Here is a 23,411-nt window from a genome sequence, read left to right as displayed (position 1 = left end):
GACACGCTCGACGCGCAGTTACAAATTATTTTTTCGCACGACCCTTACGGAGATACCCGTATGACGGTTGCGCACGAGCATGCCGCGCCGGACGCGGATGCAAAAACGCCCGCGCGAGGCGGGCGTTCGGGGGTCACGCAAATGGGGATAGATGCGCGATGCATGCAGCATTCCCGGATATCAGAAGGTCTCCCAGTCGTCGTTGCCGGCAGCGACCGGCGCCGCTGCGGCAGGCGACGGCGCGGGAGCGGCCCGGCGAACCGGCGAACCGGCGGCCGCGCGCGGCGCGGGCGCGTCGTGGCTGTCGCGCACTGCGGGCGCAGGCGTCACGCGACGCGCGGCGGCCGGCTCGGTTGCGCGACGCTGTGCTGCGCCATTGTCGAGCTGGAATACCGAGACCGTCTCGCGCAGCCGCGCGGCCTGTTCGTCGAGCGACTGCGCGGCGGCCGCCGCTTCCTCGACGAGCGCCGCGTTCTGCTGCGTCACTTCGTCCATCTGCGCGACCGCGCGCGCGACCTGGTCGATGCCGCCGCTCTGCTCCTCCGACGCGGCCGCGATCTCGCCCATGATGTCGGTCACGCGCTGCACCGCGCCGATCACTTCCGTCATCGTGCGCCCGGCTTCGTCGACGAGCATCGAGCCGGAGCGGATACGATCGACCGATGCGTCGATCAGCGTCTTGATCTCCTTGGCGGCCCCCGACGAGCGCTGCGCGAGGCTGCGCACCTCGCCCGCGACCACCGCGAAGCCGCGGCCTTCCTCGCCGGCCCGTGCGGCCTCGACGGCGGCATTCAGCGCGAGAATGTTGGTCTGGAACGCGATCCCTTCGATGATCGCGATGATGTCCGCGATCTTTGCAGAACTCTGGTTGATCTCGCCCATCGTGCCGACGACCTGTCCGACGACGACGTTGCCCTTGTTCGCGATTTCCGACGCATTCGCGGCAAGCGCGCTCGCCTGGCGCGCATTGTCCGCGTTCTGCTTCACGGTGCCGGTCAGCTGCTCCATGCTCGACGCGGTTTCCTGCAGCGCCGATGCCTGTTCCTCGGTGCGCGACGACAGGTCGATGTTGCCGGCCGCGATCTGCTTGGCCGCCGTCGCGATCGATTCGCTGCCGCCCCGCACCGTGCTGACGGTCTCGACGAGCCCGTGCTGCATCTTCCCGAGGCCCTCCAGCAGCTGGCCCATTTCGTCGCGGCGCTTCACGACGATGCGGCGGCGCAGGTCGCCCGCGGAGATCGCGTCGAAATGCGCGAGTGCATCGGCGAGCGGCTGGCCGATCGCGCGGCTCAGCGTCACGTACGACACCAGCGCGGCGATGAGCCCGGCGATGAGCGCGACGAGCGACACGACCCGCAGCGTCTCGTAGGTCGACTCCGCCCGGTCGAATGCGCCCTGCGCGTCGGTGAACTGGTAATTGCGCAGCGCCTCGCCCGCTACCGAGAGTTCGTTGTAGCGCACCTGAAGCTGCTTGGCGCCGCCGGCGATCCGGTCGTGATCGTTCGCCGCGATGACGGCGGCGAAGCTGTCGCACTCGCGCTGCAGCGCCTGGCGCTTCGCGGCGACGTCTTGCGCGAGCTTGTCCTCCTCGGGGCCGCGCGGCAGCGCGAGGTACTTCTGCCACCACGCGTCGGACTGCGCGCGCATCGCGCGGCTGCGCTCGGTCGCCGCCGCCGCCTCGGGCGTGCCGGCGCCGAACGCGGCGCGATCGAGCGCGAGGCGCTCGCGCGCCGCGTAAATCTCGGCGATCCCCACGTTGACCGCGCTCGGCATCTGGTTCGTGAAAATGTCGCGGTTCGAGTCGTTCGCGCGCGCCATGCCGAACAACCCCAGCCCACCGATCAGGCACAGCAGCCCGGCCAGAAACGCGATCGTGAAACCGATACGCGCGCGGATCGTCAGGTCTTTGAACACCATCTTTCTTCCTGTCTTGCGTCGTCATTGACGGGCCGTGCCCGTCACCCAGAAGCGCTTGCTTCTCTCCATGCAATTACGACAACAATTCGCACGACTTGATGGTGTTTACCGTAACTTTCAGAACAATTTGTTGATTAATTCCAAATCAGGAAATAATTACCCGAAAACAGCCCGACACCATGAATCCGGGTAGTCAATCGGTAAGTTCGGCGAGTGTCGGGATCGATGGCTGCGCGCCTGCGCGCGTCACGGAGATCGCCGCCGCGCGTTGCGCGAAGCGGATCGCGGCGTCGACGTCCGCGCCGGCCGCGAGCCGCGCGGCGAAGCCGCCGATGAAGGTGTCGCCGGCGGCGGTCGTGTCGACCGCCTGCACTGCGGGCGCCGGGTAGTGGCGCGCCGCGCCGTCCGCCGTCAGCGCCAGCACGCCGCGCGCGCCGAGCGTGACCAGCACGTTGCGCGCGCCGCCCGCCTGCAGCGCGCGCGCGGCGGCCTCGGCGTCGGCCGGGTCGCGGATCGGCAGGCCCGTCAGCGCGGCCGCCTCGACCTCGTTCGGAATCACGTAATCGACGAGCGGCAGCCAGCCGGCCGGCAGCGGCGCGACCGCGGGCGCCGGGTTGAGCACGACCGTGCGGCCGAGCCTGCGCCCGGCGGACAGCGCCGCGAATACCGCGTCCACCGGCGTCTCGAGCTGGCAGATCAGCACGTCGGCCGCGGCGATCGCCCCGTCGTGGCGCGCGATCGTCTCCAGCGTCACCTCGCCGTTGCCGCCGGCGACGATCACGATCGCGTTCTGGCTCGCGTCGTCGACGACGATCAGCGCGACCCCGGTCGACGCCGTCGTGCTCGTCGCGAGCCCCGCGCAGTCGATCCCCTCAGCTTCGAGACCGGCGCGCAGCGCGGCGCCGTGCGCATCCGCGCCGACGCAGCCGATCATCGCGACCTGCGCGCCGAGCCGCGCGGCGGCGACCGCCTGGTTGCCGCCCTTGCCGCCCGCGGCCTGCGCGAACGCGTGGCCGGCGAGCGTTTCGCCGGGCAGCGGCAGCCGCGGCGCGCGCACGACGAGATCCATGTTGAGGCTGCCGATGACCGTCACGCGCCCCGCCTGCGGCGCGCCGGATGTGACGCGCGCCGTCATGCGCGGTTGCCGGCCGGCGCCGGTTCGCGGTAGACGGCGGTCGATTCGCGCAGCACGAGGCGCGGCGACACGACGCGCCGCCGGCTCGGCGCGGCGCTCGCCCCGCCGCCGATCCGCTCGATCAGCGTTTGCGCGGCCATCTCACCGAGCGCGCGCACCGACTGGCCGACCGTCGACAAGGCCGGATACGTGTAGCGGGAGAATTCGATGTCGTCGAAGCCGATGATCGAGCAGTCGTCCGGCACGCGCAGCCCGCGCTCGGCCGCCGCGCGCAGCGCGCCGACGCCCATCAGGTCGTTGCCGGCGAAGATCGCGCTCGGCCGCACCGATTCGAACAGCCGCGACGCCGCGTGATAGCCGCCGAGGCACGAGAAGTCGCTTTCCGCGATCGCGCCCGGCACGATGTCGATGCTGCGCTCGGCCATCGCGCGGATGAAGCCGTGCACACGCATCGCGCTGACGGCCGTGTCCGTCGGCCCGGTGATGCAGCCGATCTTCGCGTGCCCCAGCTCCAGCAGGTGGCGGGTCGCCAGATACGCGCCGCGTTCGTGGTCGATCTGCACGAGATCGGCGGCGAGCCCCTCGATGTTGCGGTCGACGACCACGAGCGGCGCATGCGCGTCGGCGAGCGACTGCGCGAGCACCGCATCCTCTCCGGCCGATGCGACGATCAGCCCGTCGATGCGCTTTTCCTGCAGCACGCGCAGGTAGTTGCGCTGCTTGATCGGATCGTCGTCCGAATTGCAGAAGAATACGCAGTAGCCATTGGCTGCGCACTGATCCTCGATGCCGCGCGCGAGCTCGGCAAAATACGGATTCGTGCTGTTCGGCACGACGAGCCCGATGGTCGCCGTCGCGCGCGCCTTCAGCGAGCGCGCGACCGCAGACGGCACGTAATTCAGCTCGCGAATCGCCCCTTCGACTTTCGCGCGCACGTCCGCGGACACCGGCCGCGAATTGTTCACCACGTGCGACACGGTCGTAAACGATACGCCCGCCATGGCCGCTACATCCTTGATCGTCGCCATTTCCCGTTTCTCTCTGGTCCGTTCTCTGTTGTTCTTGCCGTGCGCGGTTCCTACCGGGCGCGCGCGCGCCGGCTGCGGTAAGTGTCGAGCACGACAGCCACCACGATCACCGCCCCGGTGATGATCCGCTTCGTCGGCTCGTTCGCGCCGATCTGCGCGAGCCCGGCGGCCAGCACGGAGATGATCAATACGCCGAAGAACGTGCTGATCACCGAGCCGCGTCCGCCCATCAGGCTCGTGCCGCCGATCACGACGGCCGCGATCACTTGCAGCTCGAGCCCGCTGCCCGCGTTCGGGTCCGCCGCTTCGAGCCGCGAGATCTGGAACAGCGACGCGAGCCCGGCAAGCGCGCCCATCAGCGCGAATACGAGGATTTTATACGGCCGAGGGTTTACCCCGGCAAGTCGGACCGCCTCCTCGTTCGTGCCGATGCCGACGAGATAGCGGCCGAACACGGTGCGCGTCAGCACGAACTGCGCGACGATCATCACCGCGACAGCAATCAGGAACGCCGGCGAGATGCCGAGCGCGAGCGGGTTCGACAGGAAGTCGAACGCGTCGCCGATGTAAGCGGTGCGCGAATTCGTCAGCTGGTACGCGAGCCCGCGCGCGGCCTCGAGCACGCCGAGCGACACGATGAACGACGGAATCCGCCAGCCGACCGTGACCGCGCCCGTCAGCGTGCCCGTCGCGGTCGCGGCCGCGATGCCGATCAGCGCGGCGGGCAGCGGCCCCCACTGCCACTTGAGCGCGGCGACGCTGACCATCGACGCGGCGAGCGCGAGCACCGAGCCGACCGACAGGTCGATCCCGGCGATGATCAGCACGAAGGTCATGCCGACCGACATCACGACGAGATCGGGAATCTGGTTCGCGATCGTGCTGAACGTGTCGTAGGTCAGGAAATGCGAGCTCAGCGTCGAGAACAGCGCGATCATCGCGGCGAGCGCGCCGGCGAGCCCGAGGTAGTTCGAGATGCCGAGCCGCGTGCCGGACAGCATGCGCGCGCGGCGCCCCGTGACGGGCTGCTGCGGGTTGGCGTCGGTCGGGGTCATGGGGGGCTGGGTCATTGCGATGGTCCTGTCGTCGAAGCGCCGGACGCGGCGCCCTGCGCCGCTCCGGCTACCGGATGGCGCGCGGCCTCGTCGCGGCCGAAGCCGGCGAACGCCGCGGCCAGCAGCGCATCCTGGGTCCAGTTGCCGCGCTCGAACACGGCGGTCATGCGGCCGGCCGACATCACGCCGATCCGGTCGCAGATGAGCATCAGCTCGCGCAGGTCGCTCGACACGACGACGAGCGCGCGCCCTTCTCGCGCGAGCGCGCCCATCAGCGTGTAGATCTCGAATTTGGCGCCGACGTCGATGCCGCGCGTCGGCTCGTCGAACAGCAGCACGCCCATGTCGCGCGCGAGCCAGCGGCCGATCACGACCTTCTGCTGGTTGCCGCCCGACAGTTCGCCGACCGGCTGCGACGCGCCGTGCGTGCGAATGCGCAGCGCGTCGATCTGGCGCTCGGCGAGCGCGGTCTCGCGCGTCGCGTCGACGACGCCCGCGCGCGCGAGCCGGTCGAGCTGGCCGAGCGACACGTTCGCCGTGACCGATTGCGACAGCAGCAGGCCCTCGCCCTTGCGGTCCTCGGTGATCAGCGCGATGCCGTGCCGCACCGCGTCGACCGGCGAGCGGATCCCGGCCGGCTTGGGCGGCTGGCCGACCGCGATCGTGCCCGAGTCCGGCGTGTCGGCGCCGTAGATCAGCCGCAGCAGCTCCGTGCGCCCCGCGCCGATCAGCCCCGAGATGCCGAAGATCTCGCCGGCGCGCACTTCAAGCGACACGTCCTGCACGGCCGGCATGCGCGTCATGCCCGACACGACGAGCCGCGGCGCGCCGAAGTTGCGCGCGCCGAGGTCGATGTGCTCGCCGACCTCGCGCCCGACCATCAGCGTGACGAGGCGATCGGTCGTCGTCGCGGCCATGTCGCCGTGATGCACGAGCCGTCCGTCGCGCAGCACCGCGATCCGCTCGGCAACCCGCGCGAGCTCCTCGAGCCGGTGCGAGATGTAGACGATCGCGACGCCGCGCGCCTTGAGCCGGTCGATCTGCTCGAACAGCAGCTCGACCTCGCGCGCGGTCAGCATCGCGGTCGGCTCGTCGAGGATCAGCACGCGGCAGTCGCCGATCAGGTTGCGCGCGATCTCGACCATCTGCTGGTGGCCGATCCCGAGCGCGCCGACGGGCGTGTCCGGATCGACGTCGTCGAGCCCGACCTGCGCCATCGCGGCGCGCGCGTCGTCGCGCAGCCGCTGGCGGTCGATGATGCCGAAGCGGCGCGGCAGCCGGTTCAGGAACAGGTTTTCGGCGACCGACAGCGTCGGCAGCAGGTTCAGCTCCTGCATCACCATCCGCACGCCAAGTGCTTCGGCCTCCTTGCGGCTCGCGGGCGCATATGCGCGCCCTTCGAGCTGCAGCGTGCCGGCCGTCGGCGCGACGAGTCCGCCGACGATCTTCGACAGCGTGCTCTTGCCGGCGCCGTTCTCGCCCGTGAGCGCCAGCGCCTCGCCGGACGCAAGCGTCAGCGAGACGTCCGCGAGCACCGGCTCGACATAGGTCTTGCCAATGCCGGAGACGGCCAGCACGGGGATGGCAGAACGGGAGGGTTGGAAGGTCGGTTCCATCGCGATCCTGGTTGCGGCCGCGCGCAGCGGACGGCGCGCGGGATTGACGCTCACAAGTGGCATGCAGTGGCCGTGATCGCGCTCACACCGGATAACGGCCGTCGCTCAGGATTCTTGAGGGCGGCGGCCATGATCCGGGGGGCGGGGGTCACTTCGTCACGAGATCCACCGGCGTCTCGACCACGCCGGACATGTCGGCCTGCTTGCGATGCTCGGCGATCGCCTTGAGCGCCGTGTCGATGCCGAACACCGCCTGCTTCGCGGCATACTGGTCGGCGGTCGCGAGCACGCGGCCGTCCTTCAGCATCGGCTTGATCGCGTTGATGTTGTCGTAGCCGACCACGTTGACCTTGCCCTGCTTGCCGGCCGCGCGCACGGCAGACACCGCGCCGATCGCCATGTTGTCGTTGCCGCACAGGAGCGCCTTCAGGTTCGGGTACTCGTTGAGCATCGCGGACGCGACCGCGTTGCCCTTGTCGATCTCCCACTCGCCCGACTGCACCGACACGACCTTCATCCCGCCCGCCTTCATCGCGTCCTGGAAGCCGGCCGTGCGCTGCTGCGCGTTGGTCGTCGTCGACACGCCCTCGACGATCCCGACCTGGTCGCCCGCCTTCAGCTTCTTCGCGAGGAGGTCGCCGATCTTGCGCGCGCCCTTGCGGTTGTCGGGGCCGACGAACGGCACGTTCAGGTGCTTGGCCTTCAGCACGTCCGGATCGAGCCGGTTGTCGATGTTGACGACGATGATGCCGGCGTCGACCGCCTTCTTCACGACCGGCACCAGCGCTTTCGAATCGGCCGGCGCGAGCACGATTGCGTCGACCTTCGACACGATCATCTGCTCGACGATGCGGATCTGGCTCGCGGTGTCGGTTTCATCCTTGATGCCGTTGGTGACGAGATCGAACTGGGCCGCGTTGTGCTTCTGGTATTCCTTTGCGCCGTTTTCCATCGTCAGGAAGAACTCGTTGGCGAGCGACTTCATCACGAGCGCGACTTTCGGCTTGCCGGCCGTCTCCGCATGGGCGAACGGCGCGGCTGCGAGCGCGACCGCGGCAACAGCGGCGGTCAGGAAGCGACGGCGAAAGCGGACATTCATACACATCTCCTGGCGTTAGGCCCCGCGGGGCCATCTGTTGTTTTTATGCGAGCAAACGTTTGCGACGCACTAGCCGGACAATGGCCATCGAAGCTGTCGGTACCACGGAATGGGTGCGAGGCAGAAGGCCGACTGCCGGAGCGCGGGCGGTGCGTTCACGCGCAACCGCCGGCAGGCTGCCGGCGGAGTGAGAGGTATGCTGGACCGTTTCTTGTCCGCGCGCAACCCGTCTGATCAATATTTAAGGGTTTATTCGGAGCGCGCGGGCCGCCGGCGCAAGAACGTACGATTGCGCGTGCGATTGCGGCGGCGATGGAACGGGACGCCGCGCGGGCGTCCCGGAAGCGCCGCGTCAGACCGCTTCGCGCAGTTGTCCGGCGATCTCGGCCTCGCTCAGATGCGGCGCGAACATCTCGATCAGCCGGTATGCATAGGCGCGCAGGAACGCGCCCTTGCGCAGCCCGACCCGCGTCGTGCTCGCCTCGAACAGGTGCTGCGTGTCGAGCGCGACGAGCCCCGTGTCGCGCTGCGGGTCATACGCCATCGCCGCGACGACGCCAATGCCCATCCCCAGTTCGACGTAGGTCTTGATCACGTCCGCGTCGATCGCGGTCAGCACGACGTCCGGCACCGCGCCCGCCTGCGCGAACGCCTGGTCGATATGCGAGCGGCCGGTGAAATCCTGGTCGTAGGTGATGATCGGATACTCGGCGACGTCGTCGAGCGACAGGTTCTCGCGGCCGACGAGCGGATGGCCCTTCGGCACGACCACCGTGTGATGCCACGAATAGCACGGGAACGTGACGATGTCCGGATAGCGGTCGAGCGCCTCGGTCGAGATGCCGAGATCGGCCTCGCCGTTCAGGATCATCTGTGCGATCTGCTGCGGGCTGCCCTGGCGCAGCGCGAGATGCACCTTCGGAAACACTTCGGTGAACTGCCGAACCACCTTCGGCAGTGCGTAGCGCGCCTGCGTGTGGGTGGTCGCGACGACCAGGTGGCCGCTGTCCTGGTCGGCGAACTGGCGCGCGACGCGACGCAGGTTCTCCGCGTCGAGCAGCATCCGCTCGATCAGCTGGTGCACCGCCTTGCCGGGCTCGGTAAGCCCGGTCAGCCGCTTGCCGCGCCGGATGAAGATGTCGACGCCCAGTTCGTCCTCGAGATCCTTGATCTGCTTCGATACGCCCGACTGCGACGTGTACAGCACGTTCGCGACTTCGGTCAGGTTCATGTTCTGGCGCACGGCCTCGCGCACGAAGCGCAGTTGCTGAAAGTTCATGGGTATGCCTCTTAGGCTGTCTTTTCTTTAGTCGTTGAATCGAAACAGTTGCCGCCCCTGCACGGCGCGCGCGTCAGCGCGCCGGAAACACGCGCACCGCGCGCGGCACGGCCGTCGCGCCGTCGCCCACCCGCAGCGCAAGCGCCTGCCACGCGTCGCGATCGAGTTCCGCCTCGAGCGCGCCGCCCGCGCGCGCCTCCAGCTCGACGCGCACCGAGCCGCCGAGCGGCACGACGCGGCGCACGTCCACCGCGATGCCGTCCCGCTGGTCCCCGGCCGGCCGCAGCAGGAGGTCGTGCGGGCGCACGTATGCATGCGCCGGCCCGGCGAAATCGGCATCGACCTCGATCGGCGCGGCGGCGCCCTCGGCGACGAAGCCGCGATTGGCGACCGTGCCCGGCAGCCGGTTCGCCGCGCCGAGGAATTCGTAGACGAAGGCGCTCTGCGGATGATCGTAGACGTCCTGCGGGCTGCCGACCTGCTCGACGCGCCCGTGGTTCAGCACGACGATGCGATCCGCGACTTCCAGTGCCTCCTCCTGGTCGTGCGTGACGAAGATCGTCGAGATGTGCAGGTCGTCGTGCAGGCGGCGCAGCCAGCCGCGCAGCTCCTTGCGGACTTTCGCGTCGAGCGCGCCGAACGGCTCGTCGAGCAGCAGCACCTTCGGCTCGACCGCGAGCGCACGGGCGAGCGCGATGCGCTGCCGCTGGCCGCCCGACAGCTCCGACGGATAGCGCTGCGCGAGCCAGTCGAGCTGCACGAGCTTCAGCAGCTCGTGCACCTTGTCGCGGATCACGGCCTCCGACGGCCGCTCGCGGCGCGGCTTCACGCGCAGCCCGAACGCGACGTTCTCGAACACGGTCATGTGGCGGAACAGCGCGTAGTGCTGGAACACGAAGCCGACCTGGCGCTCGCGCGCGCCGACCGACGCGACGTCCTGGCCCTGCAGCACGACCTGCCCCGCGTCCGCGTGCTCGAGGCCCGCGATCACGCGCAGCAGCGTGGTCTTGCCGCAGCCCGACGGCCCGAGCAGCGCGACCAGCTCGCCCGCCGGAAAGTCGAGCGATACGTTGTCGAGCGCCGTGAAATCGCCGAAGCGCTTGTGCAGATGACTGACGGTGATGCCCATTCTGGTTGCCTCTTTACGAATTCGACGAAGTGACGGCGGGGCCGGCATGCGCGGGAGCGGCGTCGCGCGCGCCGGCCAGATCGGCCGCGAGATGGCGCTCCGCGAGCAGCTTCAGCGCGAGCGTGACGAGCGCGAGCAGCGCGAGCACCGACGCCACCGCGAACGCGGCCGCGAAGTTGTACTCGTTGTACAGGATCTCGACGTGCAGCGGCATCGTGTCGGTCACGCCACGGATGTGGCCCGACACCACCGATACCGCGCCGAACTCGCCCATCGCGCGCGCGTTGCACAGGATCACGCCGTACAGCAGGCCCCACTTCACGTTCGGCAGCGTCACGCGGCGGAAGATCTGCCAGCCCGACGCGCCGAGCACGCGCGCGGCCTCCTCCTCGTCGCTGCCCTGCGCCTGCATCAGCGGGATCAGCTCGCGCGCGACGAACGGGAACGTGACGAAGATCGTCGCGAGCACGATGCCCGGCACCGCGAAGATGATCTGCACGTCGTGCGCCTGCAGCCACGGCCCGAGCCAGCCCTGCGCGCCGAACAGCAGCACGTAGATCAGGCCCGAGATCACCGGCGACACCGAGAACGGCAGGTCGATCAGCGTCGTCAGCAGCGCCTTGCCGCGGAATTCGAACTTCGCGATCGCCCACGACGCGCACACGCCGAACACGAGGTTGAGCGGCACGGCGATCACGGCGACGGTCAGCGTCAGCTTGATCGCCGACCACGCGTCCGGATCGGCGAGCGACTCGAGGTAGAAGCCGACGCCCTTTCTCAGCGCCTCGAAGAACACGGCCGCGAGCGGCACGACGAGGAAGAACGCGAGGAACGCGAGCGCGATGCCCGTGAGCAGCCAGCGCACGGCGCGCGGCTCGCTGACCGGGTCGAGCCGCTTCGCGGCGCGCGCCTGCGCGGCGGCGGACGGAGTGCTCAGCACGGCGGCGGCCTCCTGGCTCATCGTTGGCCTCCTGCGGTGGCGGTGGCTGCGGTCGCGGTACCGCTCGCGGCGCGGCCGGACGATGCGGCGCGGCTCGTGCGGCGCTGCAGATACCACTGCAGCGTGTTGATCAGCAGCAGCATCACGAACGACACGACGAGCATCACGACCGCGAGCGCGGTCGCGCCCGCGTAGTCGTACTGCTCGAGCTTCGTGATGATCAAGAGCGACGTGATCTCGGACTTCATCGGCACGTTGCCGGCGATGAAGATCACCGAGCCGTATTCGCCGAGCGCGCGCGCGAACGCGAGCGCGAAACCGGTCAGCAGCGCCGGCAGCACGGCCGGCAGCACGACGCGGCGGAACGTCAGCCAGCGCGACGCGCCCAGGCACGCGGCGGCCTCCTCCTGCTCGCGCTCGAAATCCTCGAGCACCGGCTGCACGGTGCGCACGACGAACGGCAGCCCGATGAAGGTCAGCGCGACCAGCACGCCGAGCGGCGTGAACGCGATCTTGACGCCGAACGGCGCGAGATACTGGCCGACCCAGCCGTTGGTCGCGTAGACGGCGGCGAGCGAAATGCCGGCGACCGACGTCGGCAGCGCGAACGGCAGGTCGACGATCGCATCGACGACGCGCTTGAACGGGAACGTGTAGCGCACGAGCACCCACGCGACGAGGAAGCCGAACACCGCGTTGATCAGCGCGCCGCCCAGCGCCGCCGAGAACGTCAGCCGGTACGACGCGAGCACGCGCGGCGACGCGACGGCCGCGACGAACTGGTCCCACGAAAGCGTCGCGGTCTTCAGGAACGTGGCGGCGAGCGGAATCAGCACCACGAGGCTCAAATAGGCCACCGTGATGCCGAGCGTCACGCCGAAACCGGGCAGCGCGCTCGGCTTGCGAAAGGTGTACGTCGTCATCGGATGCTCTTGCTGGGTCGAATCACATGGGTCCGGCGCGAACGCCGGGGTGCGGCGCGCTGCTGTCGCGCGCCGCTGTCGTTATGTCGTCACTGCGGCTTGTAGATCGAATCGAACACGCCGCCGTCTGCGAAATGCGTCTTCTGCGCATTCGTCCAGCCGCCGAACGTGTCGTCGACCGTGTACAGCTTCAATTTCGGGAACTGCTTCGTCAGCGCCGCCGGCACGTCCTTCGAGCGCGGCCGGTAGTAGTTGCGCGCCGCGATCTCCTGGCCCTGCGGGCTGTACAGGTAGTTCAGGTACGCCTCGGCGAGCTTGCGCGAGCCCTTCTTGTCGACCACCTTGTCGACGATCGCGACCGGCGGCTCGGCCAGGATGCTCACCGACGGCACGACGATCTCGAACTTGTCGGTGCCGAATTCCTTGATCGACAGGAACGCCTCGTTCTCCCACGCGATCAGCACGTCGCCGATGCCGCGCTGCACGAAGCTCGTCGTCGCTCCTCGCGCGCCTGAGTCGAGCACGCCCGCGTTCTTGTAGAGCTTCGTGACGAAATCCTTCGCGGTCTGCTCGTTGCCGCCCGGCTTGTGCACCGCATACGCCCATGCGGCGAGATAGTTCCAGCGCGCGCCGCCCGAGGTCTTCGGGTTCGGCGTGACGATCGACACGCCCGGCTTCGTCAGGTCGTCCCAGTCCCTGATGCCCTTCGGATTGCCCTTGCGCACCAGGAACACGATCGTCGACGTGTACGGCGACGCGTTGTCGGGCAAGCGCTTCTGCCAGTCCTTGTTGACGAGCCCCTTGTTCGCGAGCGCGTCGATGTCGTACGCGAGCGCGAGCGTCACGACGTCCGCCTGCAGCCCGTCGAGCACCGAGCGCGCCTGCGCGCCCGAGCCGCCGTGCGACTGCTTGAAGTTGACGGTCTCGCCCGTCTTCGCCTTCCATTCCTTGCCGAACGCCTGGTTGAAGTCCTGATACAGCTCGCGCGTCGGGTCGTACGACACGTTCAGGAAAGTCGCGTCGGCGTGCGCCTGCGCGACGACGCCCAGCGCCGCGGCCGCGCCCAGCGCGAAGGTTGCGATCAAGCGGCGCGCCCCGCTCGCCAGTCCCGTATTGCGCTTCACCATCCGTGCTTCTCCCGTGTTGTCGGTCATGTTGTCGGTATTGCGAGATGCGAGCCAGTCTATCGAACGGGTTACATGATTAAAAATAATCGTTCCTTATTTTTTAATACTAAAAAGTGCTAACGCAGACGGAATCGTCGGTTGCCGCGGACGAACCGGCGTCCGGACGTCGCCGGATCACGCCGGAATCGACGCGATCGCGACGAACCTCACGTAACACTTGAAATTCCCGGAGTACTGTATAAAAATACAGCTCACTGTCTATCCATACAGTTAAGCCATGACCAAACTCACCGCCCGCCAGCAGCAAGTGTTCGACTTGATCCGCCGCGCGATCGAGCGCTCCGGCTTCCCGCCCACCCGTGCCGAGATCGCGGCCGAACTGGGCTTCAGTTCGCCGAATGCGGCCGAGGAGCACCTGCGCGCACTGGCGCGCAAAGGCGTGATCGAGCTGGCGGCCGGTGCGTCGCGCGGCATCCGCCTGCTCGGCGGCGACGACGCGCCGCACCAGTTCACGCTGCCGCACGCGGCCCTGATGCAGCTGTCGCTGCCGCTCGTCGGCCGGGTCGCGGCAGGTAGCCCGATCCTCGCGCAGGAGCACATCTCGCAGCATTTCGCGTGCGATCCCGCGCTGTTCTCCAGCAAGCCGGACTACCTGCTGAAGGTTCGCGGCCTGTCGATGCGCGACGCCGGCATCCTCGACGGCGACCTGCTCGCCGTGCAGAAGCGCACGGAAGCGAAGGACGGCCAGATCATCGTCGCGCGTCTGGGCGACGACGTCACCGTCAAGCGCCTGAAGCGCCGGCCCGGCGGCCTCGAGCTGATCGCGGAGAACCCTGATTACGAAAACATCTTCGTCAAGGCCGGCAGCGCGGAATTCGCGCTGGAAGGCATCGCCGTCGGGCTGATTCGCTCGGGCGAATTCTGACAATCCGTCTCGCTCAGGAGAACACCATGGAACGCCTTGCCCGCCTGCTGCCTTTCCGCCAATTCGGTCGCCTGCGTCACCTGCGCGGCCGCACGCCGTGCGTGCCGCTGACCGTCGCGGCGCCCACCGGTCAAGAAGAAGCAGTCGAACGGCAAGCGTCGTTGCTGCCGTCGGCGCTGCCTGCGTTCGCGCGGGTATCGCTGAACGCCGGCCTGAATCACGCGGAACCGGCGCGCCGCGCGCCGGTGCGGGTCTACCATGGTTCGTCGCGCCTGATCATGGTCGGGACGATCGAGGCGGTGTGCCGGATGATCGATCACTGCATCGCCGAGGAACGTTCGATCGCGCAAGGCAGTCTCTGATTGCGGAACATTCCCGCACCGGAGGCATCGTGAGTCATGCACCGGGCCGCCCCAGGCGGCTCAAACCCCTGTTGATCGTCGTGCTGGCCGCCGTCGTCATCGCGGCGATCGGCTATGCGTATGCGTCACCCTACGTCGCACTCGGCCGCCTGAAGTCGGCGATCGATGCGCGCGATGCGCAGGCGGTCAGCGAGTACGTGGATTTCCCGTCGCTGCGCATCAGCCTGAAGCAGCAGGTCACCGACGAGTTGATGCGCCGGATCGACGCCAAACGGCAGAACAACCCGTTCGCCGTGATCGGCGCGTTGATCGGTTCAGCATTGATCGGGCCACTGGTTGACGCCTACGCGACCCCGGAAGGCGTCGCGGCGCTGATGAGCGGATTGCCGCCACGGGGCAATCCGGGCGAGCGGCCGCCCGAGTGGCCGGCACAGCCGCCGGCCGATTCGGCTGGCAGCGCCGCATCGACGAATGGGCCGAACGCGGCCGCCGGCAGCGCGCCGGCCGCGCCGGCCGCACCGGCATCAACCACTTCGTCGCAGGCCAGCGCGCCGAGGCAGCAGCAAACGAGCGCCGGCTACCGGAGCGTCGACGAATTCGTCGTGACGTACCAGCGCAGCGCGGATGGGACGCGCTACGCGGCGATACTTCACCGCGTCGGGCTGTTTTCGTGGAAGCTGTCCGCGATCGACCTGCACGGCTGAACCGGCAGCGTACCGGCGCCGCGCGCGGCCGGCGGACGGCCGGCGCACAGCACGAGCCGGCGCCGGTCAGACGATAAAACTGTTAGGCAGTCATCTGGCGGCGGTCGCCGCCGCGTCGCGTTCTCGAGCGATTTCGGCCTTCTGCTCTTCGGCGGACGAGCACGCAACCAGGATGCTGCAGTTCACGCGATCGAGCAGTTGCGTATTGCCCGAACCCATCCACCATCTCGACAACCCGCTGCGGCAGCGGTGCCCGACCACGATCAGGTCCACCTTCAGTTCCGCGGCGAGGTTGGCGATCTCGTCGATCGGGTAGCCAAACGCGAAATGCCCTTCCGCCTGCAATCCGCGTTCGCGCAGCCAGTCCACGCCTTCCTGCAGGATTTCGCGCGCCGTTTCCTCGAAGCGGCCACACGCGACATCGGTCAACAATCCGGCGCTTTGCGCAATGCTCGAACGCATGTCGACGACGGACAGCAAGTGCGTCTCGGCCTTCAGGTCCAGCGCGAGATTGGCGCCGCAACGCAATGCCTTGCGTCCCTCGAGCGTGCCGTCATAACACAGCAAAATCTTGTTGTAGCTAGCCATGAGCCCTCCCATTCGAGACAACGAACCCTACGCATTCATCATGGTGCGCCGCAATCCGGGACGCAAGGGATGGAAAACGCTGATTCGCCCCGTGCGGCCGATACGCGATGATGCAGTGCATGATCGGCAAGCGCCGGCACCGCGTCGTGCGCGCACGCCCTGAAGACGTGCAGGCAATGCACTAGAATGGCCCGATCGGGCCGCCCGTTCGCGTCACACGCAGGCTGCGCGCCGGCATCGCGTTTTGCCGTCATGCCGGTGTGACCGTCCACCGGCGCATCGGTTCGCGCCCCGGCGTCGGCGCGCACGGTCGCCGGACGTGTCCGCCACGCTGCATCCAACGACAACATTGCCCATGTCCGTCGCACCGATCGATTTCCAGAACGTCGAAAAACGCTATGGCGGCAAGCTCGTCGTCAACGGCCTGTCCTTTCGCGTCCATGCCGGCGAATGCTACGGCCTGCTCGGGCCGAACGGCGCCGGCAAGACCACGACGCTGAAGATGCTGCTCGGCATCACGTACCCGGACGCCGGTGCGATCTCGCTATGCGGCGAACCGGTTCCGGCGCGCGCGCGCCGTGCGCGCCAGCGAGTCGGCGTCGTTCCGCAATTCGACAATCTCGACCCGGATTTCACGGTTCGCGAGAATCTGCTGGTGTTCAGCCGCTATTTCGGCGTGTCGGCGCACGACGCCCGCGCGCTCGTGCCGTCGCTGCTCGCGTTCGCGAAGCTCGAGAACAAGGCGGACGCGAAGGTCAGCGAGCTGTCGGGCGGCATGAAGCGGCGGCTGACGCTCGCGCGCGCGCTCGTCAACGACCCCGACGTGCTGGTGCTCGACGAGCCGACGACCGGCCTCGACCCGCAGGCGCGGCATCTGATGTGGGAGCGGCTGCGCTCGCTGCTCGCTCGCGGCAAGACGATCCTGATCACCACGCATTTCATGGAAGAAGCCGAGCGCCTGTGCGACCGCCTGTGCGTGATCGAGGAAGGCCGCAAGATCGCCGAAGGCGCGCCGCATGCGCTGATCGAATCGGAAATCGGCTGCGACGTGATCGAGATCTACGGCGCCGATCCGGCGGCGCTGCGCGACGAGCTGGCCGCCTTCGCGAGGCGCACCGAGATCAGCGGCGAAACGTTGTTCTGCTACGTGAGCGACCCCGATCCGCTCAATGCGCGGCTCAAGGGCCGCGCCGGATTGCGCTATCTGCATCGCCCCGCCAATCTGGAAGACGTGTTCCTGCGGCTGACCGGCCGCGAGATGCAGGACTGAGCGCTCATGGACGTACGCAACTATTCCGCCTCCGCCACGCCCGCGCCGCCGCGCGAATCGCGCTTTGCGATCGCGATGCCCGCGAACGCGACCAACTGGGCCGCCGTGTGGCGCCGCAACTATCTCGTGTGGCGCAAGCTCGCGGTGGCGTCGATGATCGGCAATCTCGCGGATCCGATGATCTACCTGTTCGGGCTCGGATTCGGCCTGGGGCTGATGGTCGGCCGCGTCGACGGCGTGTCGTACATCGCGTTCCTCGCGGCGGGCACGGTCGGGTCGAGCGTGATGATGTCCGCGAGCTTCGAGTCGATGTATTCGGGCTTCTCGCGGATGCACGTGCAGCGCACCTGGGAAGCGATCATGCACACGCCGCTCGCGCTCGGCGACATCGTGCTCGGCGAGATCGTCTGGGCGGCCAGCAAGGCGATGCTGTCGGGTTCCGCGATCATGATCGTCGCGGGCCTGCTCGGCTATGCGAGCTTTCCGTCGATGCTCGCCGCGCTGCCGGTGATCGCGCTCGCCGGCCTGGCGTTCGCGAGCGCCGCGATGGTCGTCACCGCACTCGCGCCGTCATACGATTTCTTCATGTTTTATCAGACGCTCGTGCTGACGCCGATGCTGCTGCTGTCCGGCGTGTTCTTCCCGCTCACGCAGCTGCCGGAGATTGCGCAGCACGCGGCGCATGCGCTGCCGCTCGCGCACGCGGTCGAACTGATCCGGCCCGCGATGCTCGGCCGGCCCGCGTCGCACGTCGGCCTGCACGTCGCGGTGCTGGCCGCCTATGCGATCGGCAGCTTCCTGCTGTCCGCGCGGCTGTTCCGGCGGCGGATGATGCGCTGAACGCGCGACGTCGCGCACGGGGCGCGTCCGGCCCCGCCGCGATTGCACTTGCGCGGCGCGGCGACCGACGTCGTCACTCGTCTTCGTCGCTCCACGGAATCTCGACGTCGGTCAGGAATGCGACGGTCGCGAGCGGACCGCCCTCGTGACGGCCGAGCTTGCCGTCCGCGCGATGCCATTCGACCCGGAACTGCGTGCCCGGATCGTCGGCCAGCAGATAGACCGAGCGCAACTCTTCCGGCTCCGCGTCCTCGACGGGGCCGTCGAACGACACGAGCATCTTCTGCGGCCACAGGCCGTTCATCGGATCGTAGATGCGCTCGCCCTGCGGAATGTCGACACTGGCCTCGACGCCAATCGTGGCGGACGCCTCGACGATCATCGCGCCGAGCGCGGACAGCACGGCGGTCGCGCGCGCCGAATTGGCCTGGCGAATCGCGAGATCGCCGCGCGTCAGCGCCTTTTCGAGTCGAGGATGAATCTTGGGTTGGGTCATGCGATTTCCTGATTGCTTCTTGTGAATGGCGCCGCCCGCGCGAAGCGGCGGCACCGGATGAATAGGATGATTATGCGGGCCGGCGCGCGCGATCCCGAACGACGCCTTCGCGCCGCAACGGCCGCCGGGCGGCTTCGCCCCCCGCGCGGCCTGCGGTGCGCACGATCAGGCGCTCCCCGCGTGGCGCGCAGTCAGAACCCCAGCGCGATCGCGAGCAGCCCGCTCGCGATGCCGAACGCGACGACGAGCGCCGTGACGATCGCGAGCGTGGCCGGCCGGAACGAGCGCGCGAGCATCGCGAGCGACGGCACGCTGATCGGCGGCAGCGTCATCAGCAGCGCGGCGGCCGGGCCGACGCCCATGCCGAGCGACAGCATCGCCTGGATGATCGGCACCTCGCCCGCCGTCGGAATCACGAACAGCGCGCCCGCGACCGCGAACGCGACGATCCAGCCGACATGGTTGCCGATGTCCGGGCCGATATGCGGGAACAGCCATGCACGCGCGGCGCCGAGCAGCAGCACGAGCACGAGGTATTCGGGCACGAGCCGCACGGTCATCCGCGCGAGGATCTTCATCCAGCGCGCGAACGCGTTGCCGGCTGCGGCCTGCTCGGCCACCAGCGCCGCGAGCCGCGTGTCGTCGATGCTGCGGTCCTCCGGGCGCGCGATCCGGTTCAGCAGATAGCCGATCCCGAACACCATCGCAATGCCGAGCACGAGCCGCAGCGCGCTCCAGTGCCAGCCGAGCACGAAGCCCATGAACACCAGCGCGGCCGGGTTCAGCACCGTATTGCCGAGCCAGAACGCCACCGCGCCGCCCGGCGACGCATGCCGCTCGCGCAGGCCCGCGACGACGGGCGCCGCGCAGCAGGTGCACATCATGCCCGGCAGCGACAGCAGGCCGCCCGCGGCGACGCTGCCGAAGCCCGTCCTGCCGAGCACCCGCGCGACCCAGTGCGCGGGCAGCAGCGCCTGCACCGCCGAGCCGAGCAGCAGGCCGAGCACCATCGCCTGCCAGATCGCCTTGCCATACGCCCACGCGTAGTCGAGCGCGGCCTTCAGCGACGGCTCGGGCGGCGCCGACGACGCGCCCATCAGGATCGACTGGCCGATCGAATGATGCTCGGCGGCCAGGAACGCCTTGTTGTAGTACGGAAACCATTTCACGTAGAAGAGGCCCGCGACCGCGATCAGCAGGAAGGTCATCCAGCCGAGCGCCGGATTCGGTTGAGTGCGTGTGGTCGTCATGTTCTGGTCTGAAGTTATGTCGTGGAGGCCGCGCCGGCGGCTGTCGCCGGCAGCCCGGCCTGGGCGAGCTGCGCGAGCAGCGCATTCGCCTGCTCGTCCGCATCGGCCGCACTCGGCCGGAAATGGAACGCCAGCGCGCGGCTCGGCTTGCCGAAATGCTCGCGGAAGGTCCGCGCATAGGCCGGATCGTAATGCCGATCAATCAGTTCGCCAAACAGTTCGGCGCGCGCCTGCGCGTCGATCAGCCCGTTCCAGCGGTCGACGATGTCGCGGCTGTGCAGGCCGATCAGCCGCTGGAGCTGCGCCTTGAACGCGTCCGGCTCGTCGAACAGGTGGGCGTAATCGTCGAGCAGGAACGCGATGCGCTCGTCGCGCGCCGCGTCGACCTGCACCCACGACCCCGCGTGAAACGCCTGCAGCAGCGCGAGCGGCAGTTGCACGAGCCCGATCTTGCGGCTTTCCGATTCGACGAACACCGGCCAGGCCGGATCGAAGCGCTCCAGCGCCCCGACGAGCCGCGAGTCGAACGCCTTCTGCGACGGCTGCGGCACGCCCGGCAGTGCGCCGAGCAGCGAACCGCGATGGCACGCGAGCGCCTCGAGGTCGAGGGTCTGCGCGCCCACGTCGCGCAGCGCCTGCAGCAGGCGCGTCTTGCCGCAGCCGGTGTGGCCGACGAGCGCGATGTAGCGGAACCGGGTCGGCAGCGTGTCGAGCGTCGCACACACCGAGCGGCGGTACGCTTTGTAGCCGCCTTCGAGCTGGCGCGCCTGCCAGCCGATCAGGTTGAACCAGGTGGTCATCGACCCCGAGCGCTTGCCGCCGCGCCAGCAGTAGATCAGCGGACGCCAGTTGCGCGGCCGGTCGGCGAAGGTCGTGTCGAGATGGCGCGCGATGTTGCGCGCGACCATCGCCGCGCCGACGCGCGTCGCCTCGTACGGCGACACCTGACGGTACATCGTGCCGACGAGCACGCGCTCCTCGTTGCTGAGCACGGGCGCGTTGAGCGCGCCGGGGATGTGGTCCTCGGCAAACTCGAGCGGCGTGCGCACGTCGATGATCTCGTCGAACTCGCCGGCGCGATCGAGGGTGACAATCAGGTTCTTCAATTTGGCGTCAAGCGGCCCGGCCCGGCGTGGCGGGCCGCAGCGGTGAGGATAGGCGGATCGGGGGATTATCGCACGCGGCGGCTTCGCGGGTGTCGCGCGGGGGACGGTGCGGTTCCCGTCGCCGTGATCGCGTCGACCAGATGATCGCGAAACGCGCGCACCGACGCCGGCAGATCGCGCCCCGCCATCGTCTGGATCTGGATGCTCCGCTCGCCCAGTTGCGGATCCGTCAGCGGCACGACGACGAAGCCGTCCGCCTCGCAGCGGTCGCGCACCGACAGCAGGCCGGCGAACATCACCGCGCCCGTATGCTGCGCGTAGCGGTACATCACCGCCGTGTTGTTGCTCGTCAGCTCGGGCTCGAGCAGCAGCCCGTCGAGCGCGCACGCGATGTCGATCAACTGGCGCACGGTGGTGCCCGCCTCGGGCAGCACGTGCGGATGACGCGCGACGTCGGCAAGCGATACCGCGTCGCGCGCCGCGAGCGGGTGATCGCGCCGCACCAGCGCGTAGATCGGCGCCCGTTCGGTGTGCTCGACGCACACGCCTTTCTCCGGCGCGAGGCTGAAGGTCAACGCGAGGTCCGCATCGCCGTCGCGCACGCGCCGCGTCGCATCGGCCGGCGACACGACCCACAGCGAGAAGTCGACGCCCGGATGGCGCGCCTTGAAGCTCGCGAGCACGCCCGGCAGGAAATCGATCGCGAAGCCTTCCGTGCACGCAATCTTCAGCAGGCTGCCGTGCAGCGCATCGAGGCCGCCGATCTCCTTCATCACGTGTTCCGCCTCGAGCAGGCTGCGCTGCGCGAAGCTCAGGAGCCGCTCGCCCGCCTCCGACAGCGCCATTCCGCGCGGACGGCGCTCGAACAACGGCGCGCCCAGCTCGCTCTCGAGCTTCGCGATCTGCCGGCTGACCGCGGACACGGCGACGTGCAGCCGCGCGGACGCGTCGCTGAGCGAGCCGGTGCGCGCCACTTCGACGAAATACCGCAGCGCGAGGCCATGCAGGAACGCCGCCATCGTTCGGTCCCCCGAGGCCGTTGCCGGCCGTTCTGCTTTGCCTTTTCGGCAAAGAAAGGTTCGAAATTCGATCATTGTGACAAAAAAAACGGCTTCCTAGAATCGATCGCACTTTCGGGTCGCGTGCGCGCTCGGTCCGCCGCCCGACCGCTTTGCATCGGACCAGAGGAGACCCGCCTTGAGCCGTACCGCCGCCATCCAGCACGCGCTGAGCCAGTTCGAATCCGGCGCGTTCTTCGCCACCCTGAGCCGCCGCATCGGGCTGCGCACCGAAAGCCAGGAAAGCGGCTCGGCCGCCGCGCTGCGCGCGTACCTGGCCGACGAGATCGCGCCCGAGGCCCGACGCCTCGGCTTCGCCACCCGCATCGCCGGCAACCCCGTCGACGGCGGCGGGCCGTTCCTGCTCGCGTCGCGTCACGAGGACGACGCGCTGCCGACCGTGCTGATCTACGGCCACGGCGACGTCGTGCGCGGCTACGACGCGCAATGGCGCGCGCCGCTGTCGCCGTGGGCGCTGACCGTCGACGGCGACCGCTGGTATGGCCGCGGCAGCGCCGACAACAAGGGCCAGCATTCGATCAACCTTGCTGCCCTTGCGAGCGTGCTGGCCGCGCGCGGCGGCCGGCTCGGCTTCAACGCGAAGCTGCTGATCGAGATGGGCGAGGAAACCGGCTCGCCCGGCCTCGACGCGCTGTGCCGCCGCGAACGCGACGCGCTCGCCGCCGACGTGCTGATCGCGTCCGACGGGCCGCGCATCGCCGCCGAGCGGCCGACGGTATTTCTCGGCTCGCGCGGCGCGGTCAACTTCACCCTGAGCCTGCGCGCCCGCGACGGCGCCCATCATTCGGGCAACTGGGGCGGGCTGCTGCGCAATCCGGCGATCGTGCTCGCGCATGCGCTCGCGAGCCTCGTCGACGCGTGCGGCGCGATCCGCGTCGACGGCCTGCGCCCGCCCCCGATCCCCGCCACGGTGCGCGAAGCGCTCGCCGATCTCGCGGTCGGCGGCGGCCCCGGCGATCCGGCGCTCGACGCCAACTGGGGCGAACCGGGCCTCAGCCCCGCCGAGCGCGTGTTCGGCTGGAATACGCTCGAGATCCTCGCGTTCAAGGCCGGCAACCCCGAGCATCCGGTCAACGCGATCCCGCCGGCCGCGTTTGCGCACTGCCAGCTGCGCTTCGTCGTCGGCACCGACTGGGAAGCGCTGCACGCACACCTGCGCGCGCACCTCGACGCGCACGGCTTCGCCGACGTCGGGATCGACGTCGAGCGCGGCGCGCCCGCGACGCGGCTGCCGCCCGACGATCCGTGGGTGCGCTGGGCGGTCGCGTCGCTCGCGCGCACGACCGGCAAGAAGCCGGCGATCCTGCCGAACCTCGGCGGCACGCTGCCGAACGAAGTGTTTGCCGACACGCTCGGCTTGCCGACGCTGTGGGTGCCGCACTCGTACCCGGCGTGCGCGCAGCATGCGCCCGACGAGCACCTGCTGGGCAGCGTCGTGCGCGAAGGACTCCAGATGATGGCCGGGCTGTTCTGGGATCTCGGCGACGCCGCCCCGCCCGTGCGCCGCAAGGCGCCCGACACCGCCGGCGCCGGCGCTTGACGC

Annotated in this window: 23 protein-coding genes; 6 read left to right on the top strand and 17 right to left on the bottom strand. The window is 68.9% G+C overall.

Annotated elements, in window-relative coordinates; all coding sequences use genetic code 11:
• Window positions 1–180: 180 nt before the first annotated feature.
• From ACFIMZ_RS08665 to ACFIMZ_RS08615, 11 genes are all read right to left on the bottom strand, one after another.
• Entirely contained in the window at window positions 181–1,917 is a 1,737-nt protein-coding gene (locus ACFIMZ_RS08665; protein WP_431822255.1) for a methyl-accepting chemotaxis protein, read from the bottom strand.
• A gap of 193 nt (window positions 1,918–2,110) precedes the next feature.
• Window positions 2,111–3,052: a ribokinase gene (rbsK, locus tag ACFIMZ_RS08660; protein ID WP_431822254.1), complete on the bottom strand. Its 942-nt coding sequence runs from the start codon at window positions 3,050–3,052 to the stop codon at window positions 2,111–2,113.
• Window positions 3,049–4,080, bottom strand: a complete 1,032-nt coding sequence (locus ACFIMZ_RS08655; protein WP_431822253.1) for a LacI family DNA-binding transcriptional regulator — start codon at window positions 4,078–4,080, stop codon at window positions 3,049–3,051. Before ACFIMZ_RS08655 ends, rbsK begins: the two co-directional genes overlap by 4 nt.
• Window positions 4,081–4,130: 50 nt before the next feature.
• On the bottom strand, window positions 4,131–5,150 hold the full coding sequence (locus ACFIMZ_RS08650) for an ABC transporter permease (protein WP_431822252.1): 1,020 nt from the start codon (window positions 5,148–5,150) through the stop codon (window positions 4,131–4,133).
• Window positions 5,147–6,751, bottom strand: coding sequence for a sugar ABC transporter ATP-binding protein (locus ACFIMZ_RS08645; RefSeq protein WP_431822251.1), 1,605 nt, complete (start codon window positions 6,749–6,751; stop codon window positions 5,147–5,149). Before ACFIMZ_RS08645 ends, ACFIMZ_RS08650 begins: the two co-directional genes overlap by 4 nt.
• A 148-nt stretch (window positions 6,752–6,899) precedes the next feature.
• On the bottom strand, window positions 6,900–7,850 hold the full coding sequence (locus ACFIMZ_RS08640; protein WP_431822250.1) for a sugar ABC transporter substrate-binding protein: 951 nt from the start codon (window positions 7,848–7,850) through the stop codon (window positions 6,900–6,902).
• Window positions 7,851–8,202: 352 nt separating this feature from the next.
• Window positions 8,203–9,129 carry a CysB family HTH-type transcriptional regulator gene (locus tag ACFIMZ_RS08635; RefSeq protein WP_431822249.1) on the bottom strand — a complete coding sequence of 309 codons (927 nt, stop codon included), beginning with the start codon at window positions 9,127–9,129 and terminating at the stop codon, window positions 8,203–8,205.
• A gap of 73 nt (window positions 9,130–9,202) precedes the next feature.
• On the bottom strand, window positions 9,203–10,258 hold the full coding sequence (locus ACFIMZ_RS08630) for a sulfate/molybdate ABC transporter ATP-binding protein (protein WP_431822248.1): 1,056 nt from the start codon (window positions 10,256–10,258) through the stop codon (window positions 9,203–9,205).
• Window positions 10,259–10,271: 13 nt separating this feature from the next.
• Window positions 10,272–11,219, bottom strand: coding sequence for a sulfate ABC transporter permease subunit CysW (gene cysW / locus ACFIMZ_RS08625; protein ID WP_431822247.1), 948 nt, complete (start codon window positions 11,217–11,219; stop codon window positions 10,272–10,274).
• Entirely contained in the window at window positions 11,216–12,121 is a 906-nt protein-coding gene (cysT, locus tag ACFIMZ_RS08620) for a sulfate ABC transporter permease subunit CysT (protein WP_431822246.1), read from the bottom strand. The genes cysW and cysT overlap by 4 nt, the downstream gene beginning before the upstream one ends.
• Before the next feature lie 89 nt (window positions 12,122–12,210).
• Window positions 12,211–13,248 (bottom strand): sulfate ABC transporter substrate-binding protein, encoded by a 1,038-nt coding sequence (locus tag ACFIMZ_RS08615; RefSeq protein WP_431822454.1) that lies wholly within the window; start codon window positions 13,246–13,248, stop codon window positions 12,211–12,213.
• A 277-nt stretch (window positions 13,249–13,525) separates the two neighbouring features.
• On the opposite strand from ACFIMZ_RS08615, the gene lexA reads away from it, so the two are divergent.
• The 3 genes from lexA to ACFIMZ_RS08600 are packed head-to-tail and all read left to right on the top strand — an operon-like array spanning window position 13,526 to window position 15,239.
• On the top strand, window positions 13,526–14,173 hold the full coding sequence (lexA, locus tag ACFIMZ_RS08610) for a transcriptional repressor LexA (protein ID WP_010092466.1): 648 nt from the start codon (window positions 13,526–13,528) through the stop codon (window positions 14,171–14,173).
• Between the two features lie 26 nt (window positions 14,174–14,199).
• Window positions 14,200–14,535, top strand: coding sequence for a hypothetical protein (locus ACFIMZ_RS08605; protein ID WP_431822245.1), 336 nt, complete (start codon window positions 14,200–14,202; stop codon window positions 14,533–14,535).
• 29 nt (window positions 14,536–14,564) lie between these two features.
• The gene (locus ACFIMZ_RS08600; RefSeq protein WP_431822244.1) at window positions 14,565–15,239 is read left to right on the top strand and encodes a DUF2939 domain-containing protein; all 675 of its coding nucleotides are present in this window, start codon (window positions 14,565–14,567) and stop codon (window positions 15,237–15,239) included.
• A 90-nt stretch (window positions 15,240–15,329) separates the two neighbouring features.
• Here the strand turns inward: ACFIMZ_RS08600 and ACFIMZ_RS08595 are convergent, their stop codons facing one another.
• Together ACFIMZ_RS08595 and ACFIMZ_RS08590 are read right to left on the bottom strand one after the other, a co-directional pair.
• Window positions 15,330–15,827: a universal stress protein gene (locus ACFIMZ_RS08595; protein WP_431822243.1), complete on the bottom strand. Its 498-nt coding sequence runs from the start codon at window positions 15,825–15,827 to the stop codon at window positions 15,330–15,332.
• Between the two features lie 38 nt (window positions 15,828–15,865).
• Complete coding sequence (locus ACFIMZ_RS08590) at window positions 15,866–16,177, bottom strand: hypothetical protein (RefSeq protein ID WP_431822242.1); 312 nt, start codon at window positions 16,175–16,177, stop codon at window positions 15,866–15,868.
• Between the two features lie 5 nt (window positions 16,178–16,182).
• Here ACFIMZ_RS08590 and nodI point away from each other — a divergent pair, with 5 nt between their 5' ends.
• Both nodI and ACFIMZ_RS08580 read left to right on the top strand, forming a co-directional pair.
• Window positions 16,183–17,097 (top strand): nodulation factor ABC transporter ATP-binding protein NodI, encoded by a 915-nt coding sequence (nodI, locus tag ACFIMZ_RS08585; RefSeq protein ID WP_431822241.1) that lies wholly within the window; start codon window positions 16,183–16,185, stop codon window positions 17,095–17,097.
• Window positions 17,098–17,103: 6 nt separating this feature from the next.
• Window positions 17,104–17,937 (top strand): ABC transporter permease, encoded by an 834-nt coding sequence (locus tag ACFIMZ_RS08580; RefSeq protein ID WP_431822240.1) that lies wholly within the window; start codon window positions 17,104–17,106, stop codon window positions 17,935–17,937.
• A gap of 73 nt (window positions 17,938–18,010) precedes the next feature.
• On the opposite strand, the gene ACFIMZ_RS08575 is transcribed toward ACFIMZ_RS08580, so the two are convergent.
• The 4 genes from ACFIMZ_RS08575 to ACFIMZ_RS08560 form a co-directional block, all read right to left on the bottom strand.
• Window positions 18,011–18,433 (bottom strand): hypothetical protein, encoded by a 423-nt coding sequence (locus tag ACFIMZ_RS08575; protein ID WP_059617330.1) that lies wholly within the window; start codon window positions 18,431–18,433, stop codon window positions 18,011–18,013.
• A 191-nt stretch (window positions 18,434–18,624) separates the two neighbouring features.
• Window positions 18,625–19,683, bottom strand: a complete 1,059-nt coding sequence (locus tag ACFIMZ_RS08570; protein ID WP_431822239.1) for a permease — start codon at window positions 19,681–19,683, stop codon at window positions 18,625–18,627.
• Window positions 19,684–19,697: 14 nt separating this feature from the next.
• Entirely contained in the window at window positions 19,698–20,789 is a 1,092-nt protein-coding gene (gene mnmH, locus ACFIMZ_RS08565) for a tRNA 2-selenouridine(34) synthase MnmH (protein WP_431822238.1), read from the bottom strand.
• A gap of 65 nt (window positions 20,790–20,854) precedes the next feature.
• Complete coding sequence (locus ACFIMZ_RS08560) at window positions 20,855–21,808, bottom strand: LysR family transcriptional regulator (RefSeq protein ID WP_431822237.1); 954 nt, start codon at window positions 21,806–21,808, stop codon at window positions 20,855–20,857.
• A gap of 178 nt (window positions 21,809–21,986) precedes the next feature.
• On the opposite strand from ACFIMZ_RS08560, the gene ACFIMZ_RS08555 reads away from it, so the two are divergent.
• Window positions 21,987–23,408: a M20 family metallopeptidase gene (locus ACFIMZ_RS08555; protein WP_431822236.1), complete on the top strand. Its 1,422-nt coding sequence runs from the start codon at window positions 21,987–21,989 to the stop codon at window positions 23,406–23,408.
• The last annotated feature ends 3 nt before the right edge of the window (window positions 23,409–23,411 follow it).

This window comes from Burkholderia sp. F1 (genome assembly GCF_050813845.1).
Lineage (GTDB): Bacteria > Pseudomonadota > Gammaproteobacteria > Burkholderiales > Burkholderiaceae > Burkholderia > Burkholderia ubonensis.
This window is presented reverse-complemented; position numbering and strand designations above follow the sequence as displayed.

What these genes read in the sequence shown, in the direction of transcription:
- ACFIMZ_RS08665 (WP_431822255.1), bottom strand. Translation starts at nt 1,917, where the DNA reads ATGGTGTTCAAAGACCTGACGATCCGCGCGCGTATCGGTTTCACGATC.
- rbsK (WP_431822254.1), bottom strand. Translation starts at nt 3,052, where the DNA reads ATGACGGCGCGCGTCACATCCGGCGCGCCGCAGGCGGGGCGCGTGACG.
- ACFIMZ_RS08655 (WP_431822253.1), bottom strand. Translation starts at nt 4,080, where the DNA reads ATGGCGACGATCAAGGATGTAGCGGCCATGGCGGGCGTATCGTTTACG.
- ACFIMZ_RS08650 (WP_431822252.1), bottom strand. Translation starts at nt 5,150, where the DNA reads ATGACCCAGCCCCCCATGACCCCGACCGACGCCAACCCGCAGCAGCCC.
- ACFIMZ_RS08645 (WP_431822251.1), bottom strand. Translation starts at nt 6,751, where the DNA reads ATGGAACCGACCTTCCAACCCTCCCGTTCTGCCATCCCCGTGCTGGCC.
- ACFIMZ_RS08640 (WP_431822250.1), bottom strand. Translation starts at nt 7,850, where the DNA reads ATGAATGTCCGCTTTCGCCGTCGCTTCCTGACCGCCGCTGTTGCCGCG.
- ACFIMZ_RS08635 (WP_431822249.1), bottom strand. Translation starts at nt 9,129, where the DNA reads ATGAACTTTCAGCAACTGCGCTTCGTGCGCGAGGCCGTGCGCCAGAAC.
- ACFIMZ_RS08630 (WP_431822248.1), bottom strand. Translation starts at nt 10,258, where the DNA reads ATGGGCATCACCGTCAGTCATCTGCACAAGCGCTTCGGCGATTTCACG.
- cysW (WP_431822247.1), bottom strand. Translation starts at nt 11,219, where the DNA reads ATGAGCCAGGAGGCCGCCGCCGTGCTGAGCACTCCGTCCGCCGCCGCG.
- cysT (WP_431822246.1), bottom strand. Translation starts at nt 12,121, where the DNA reads ATGACGACGTACACCTTTCGCAAGCCGAGCGCGCTGCCCGGTTTCGGC.
- ACFIMZ_RS08615 (WP_431822454.1), bottom strand. Translation starts at nt 13,248, where the DNA reads ATGGTGAAGCGCAATACGGGACTGGCGAGCGGGGCGCGCCGCTTGATC.
- lexA (WP_010092466.1), top strand. Translation starts at nt 13,526, where the DNA reads ATGACCAAACTCACCGCCCGCCAGCAGCAAGTGTTCGACTTGATCCGC.
- ACFIMZ_RS08605 (WP_431822245.1), top strand. Translation starts at nt 14,200, where the DNA reads ATGGAACGCCTTGCCCGCCTGCTGCCTTTCCGCCAATTCGGTCGCCTG.
- ACFIMZ_RS08595 (WP_431822243.1), bottom strand. Translation starts at nt 15,827, where the DNA reads ATGGCTAGCTACAACAAGATTTTGCTGTGTTATGACGGCACGCTCGAG.
- ACFIMZ_RS08590 (WP_431822242.1), bottom strand. Translation starts at nt 16,177, where the DNA reads ATGTTGTCGTTGGATGCAGCGTGGCGGACACGTCCGGCGACCGTGCGC.
- nodI (WP_431822241.1), top strand. Translation starts at nt 16,183, where the DNA reads ATGTCCGTCGCACCGATCGATTTCCAGAACGTCGAAAAACGCTATGGC.
- ACFIMZ_RS08580 (WP_431822240.1), top strand. Translation starts at nt 17,104, where the DNA reads ATGGACGTACGCAACTATTCCGCCTCCGCCACGCCCGCGCCGCCGCGC.
- ACFIMZ_RS08575 (WP_059617330.1), bottom strand. Translation starts at nt 18,433, where the DNA reads ATGACCCAACCCAAGATTCATCCTCGACTCGAAAAGGCGCTGACGCGC.
- ACFIMZ_RS08570 (WP_431822239.1), bottom strand. Translation starts at nt 19,683, where the DNA reads ATGACGACCACACGCACTCAACCGAATCCGGCGCTCGGCTGGATGACC.
- ACFIMZ_RS08560 (WP_431822237.1), bottom strand. Translation starts at nt 21,808, where the DNA reads ATGGCGGCGTTCCTGCATGGCCTCGCGCTGCGGTATTTCGTCGAAGTG.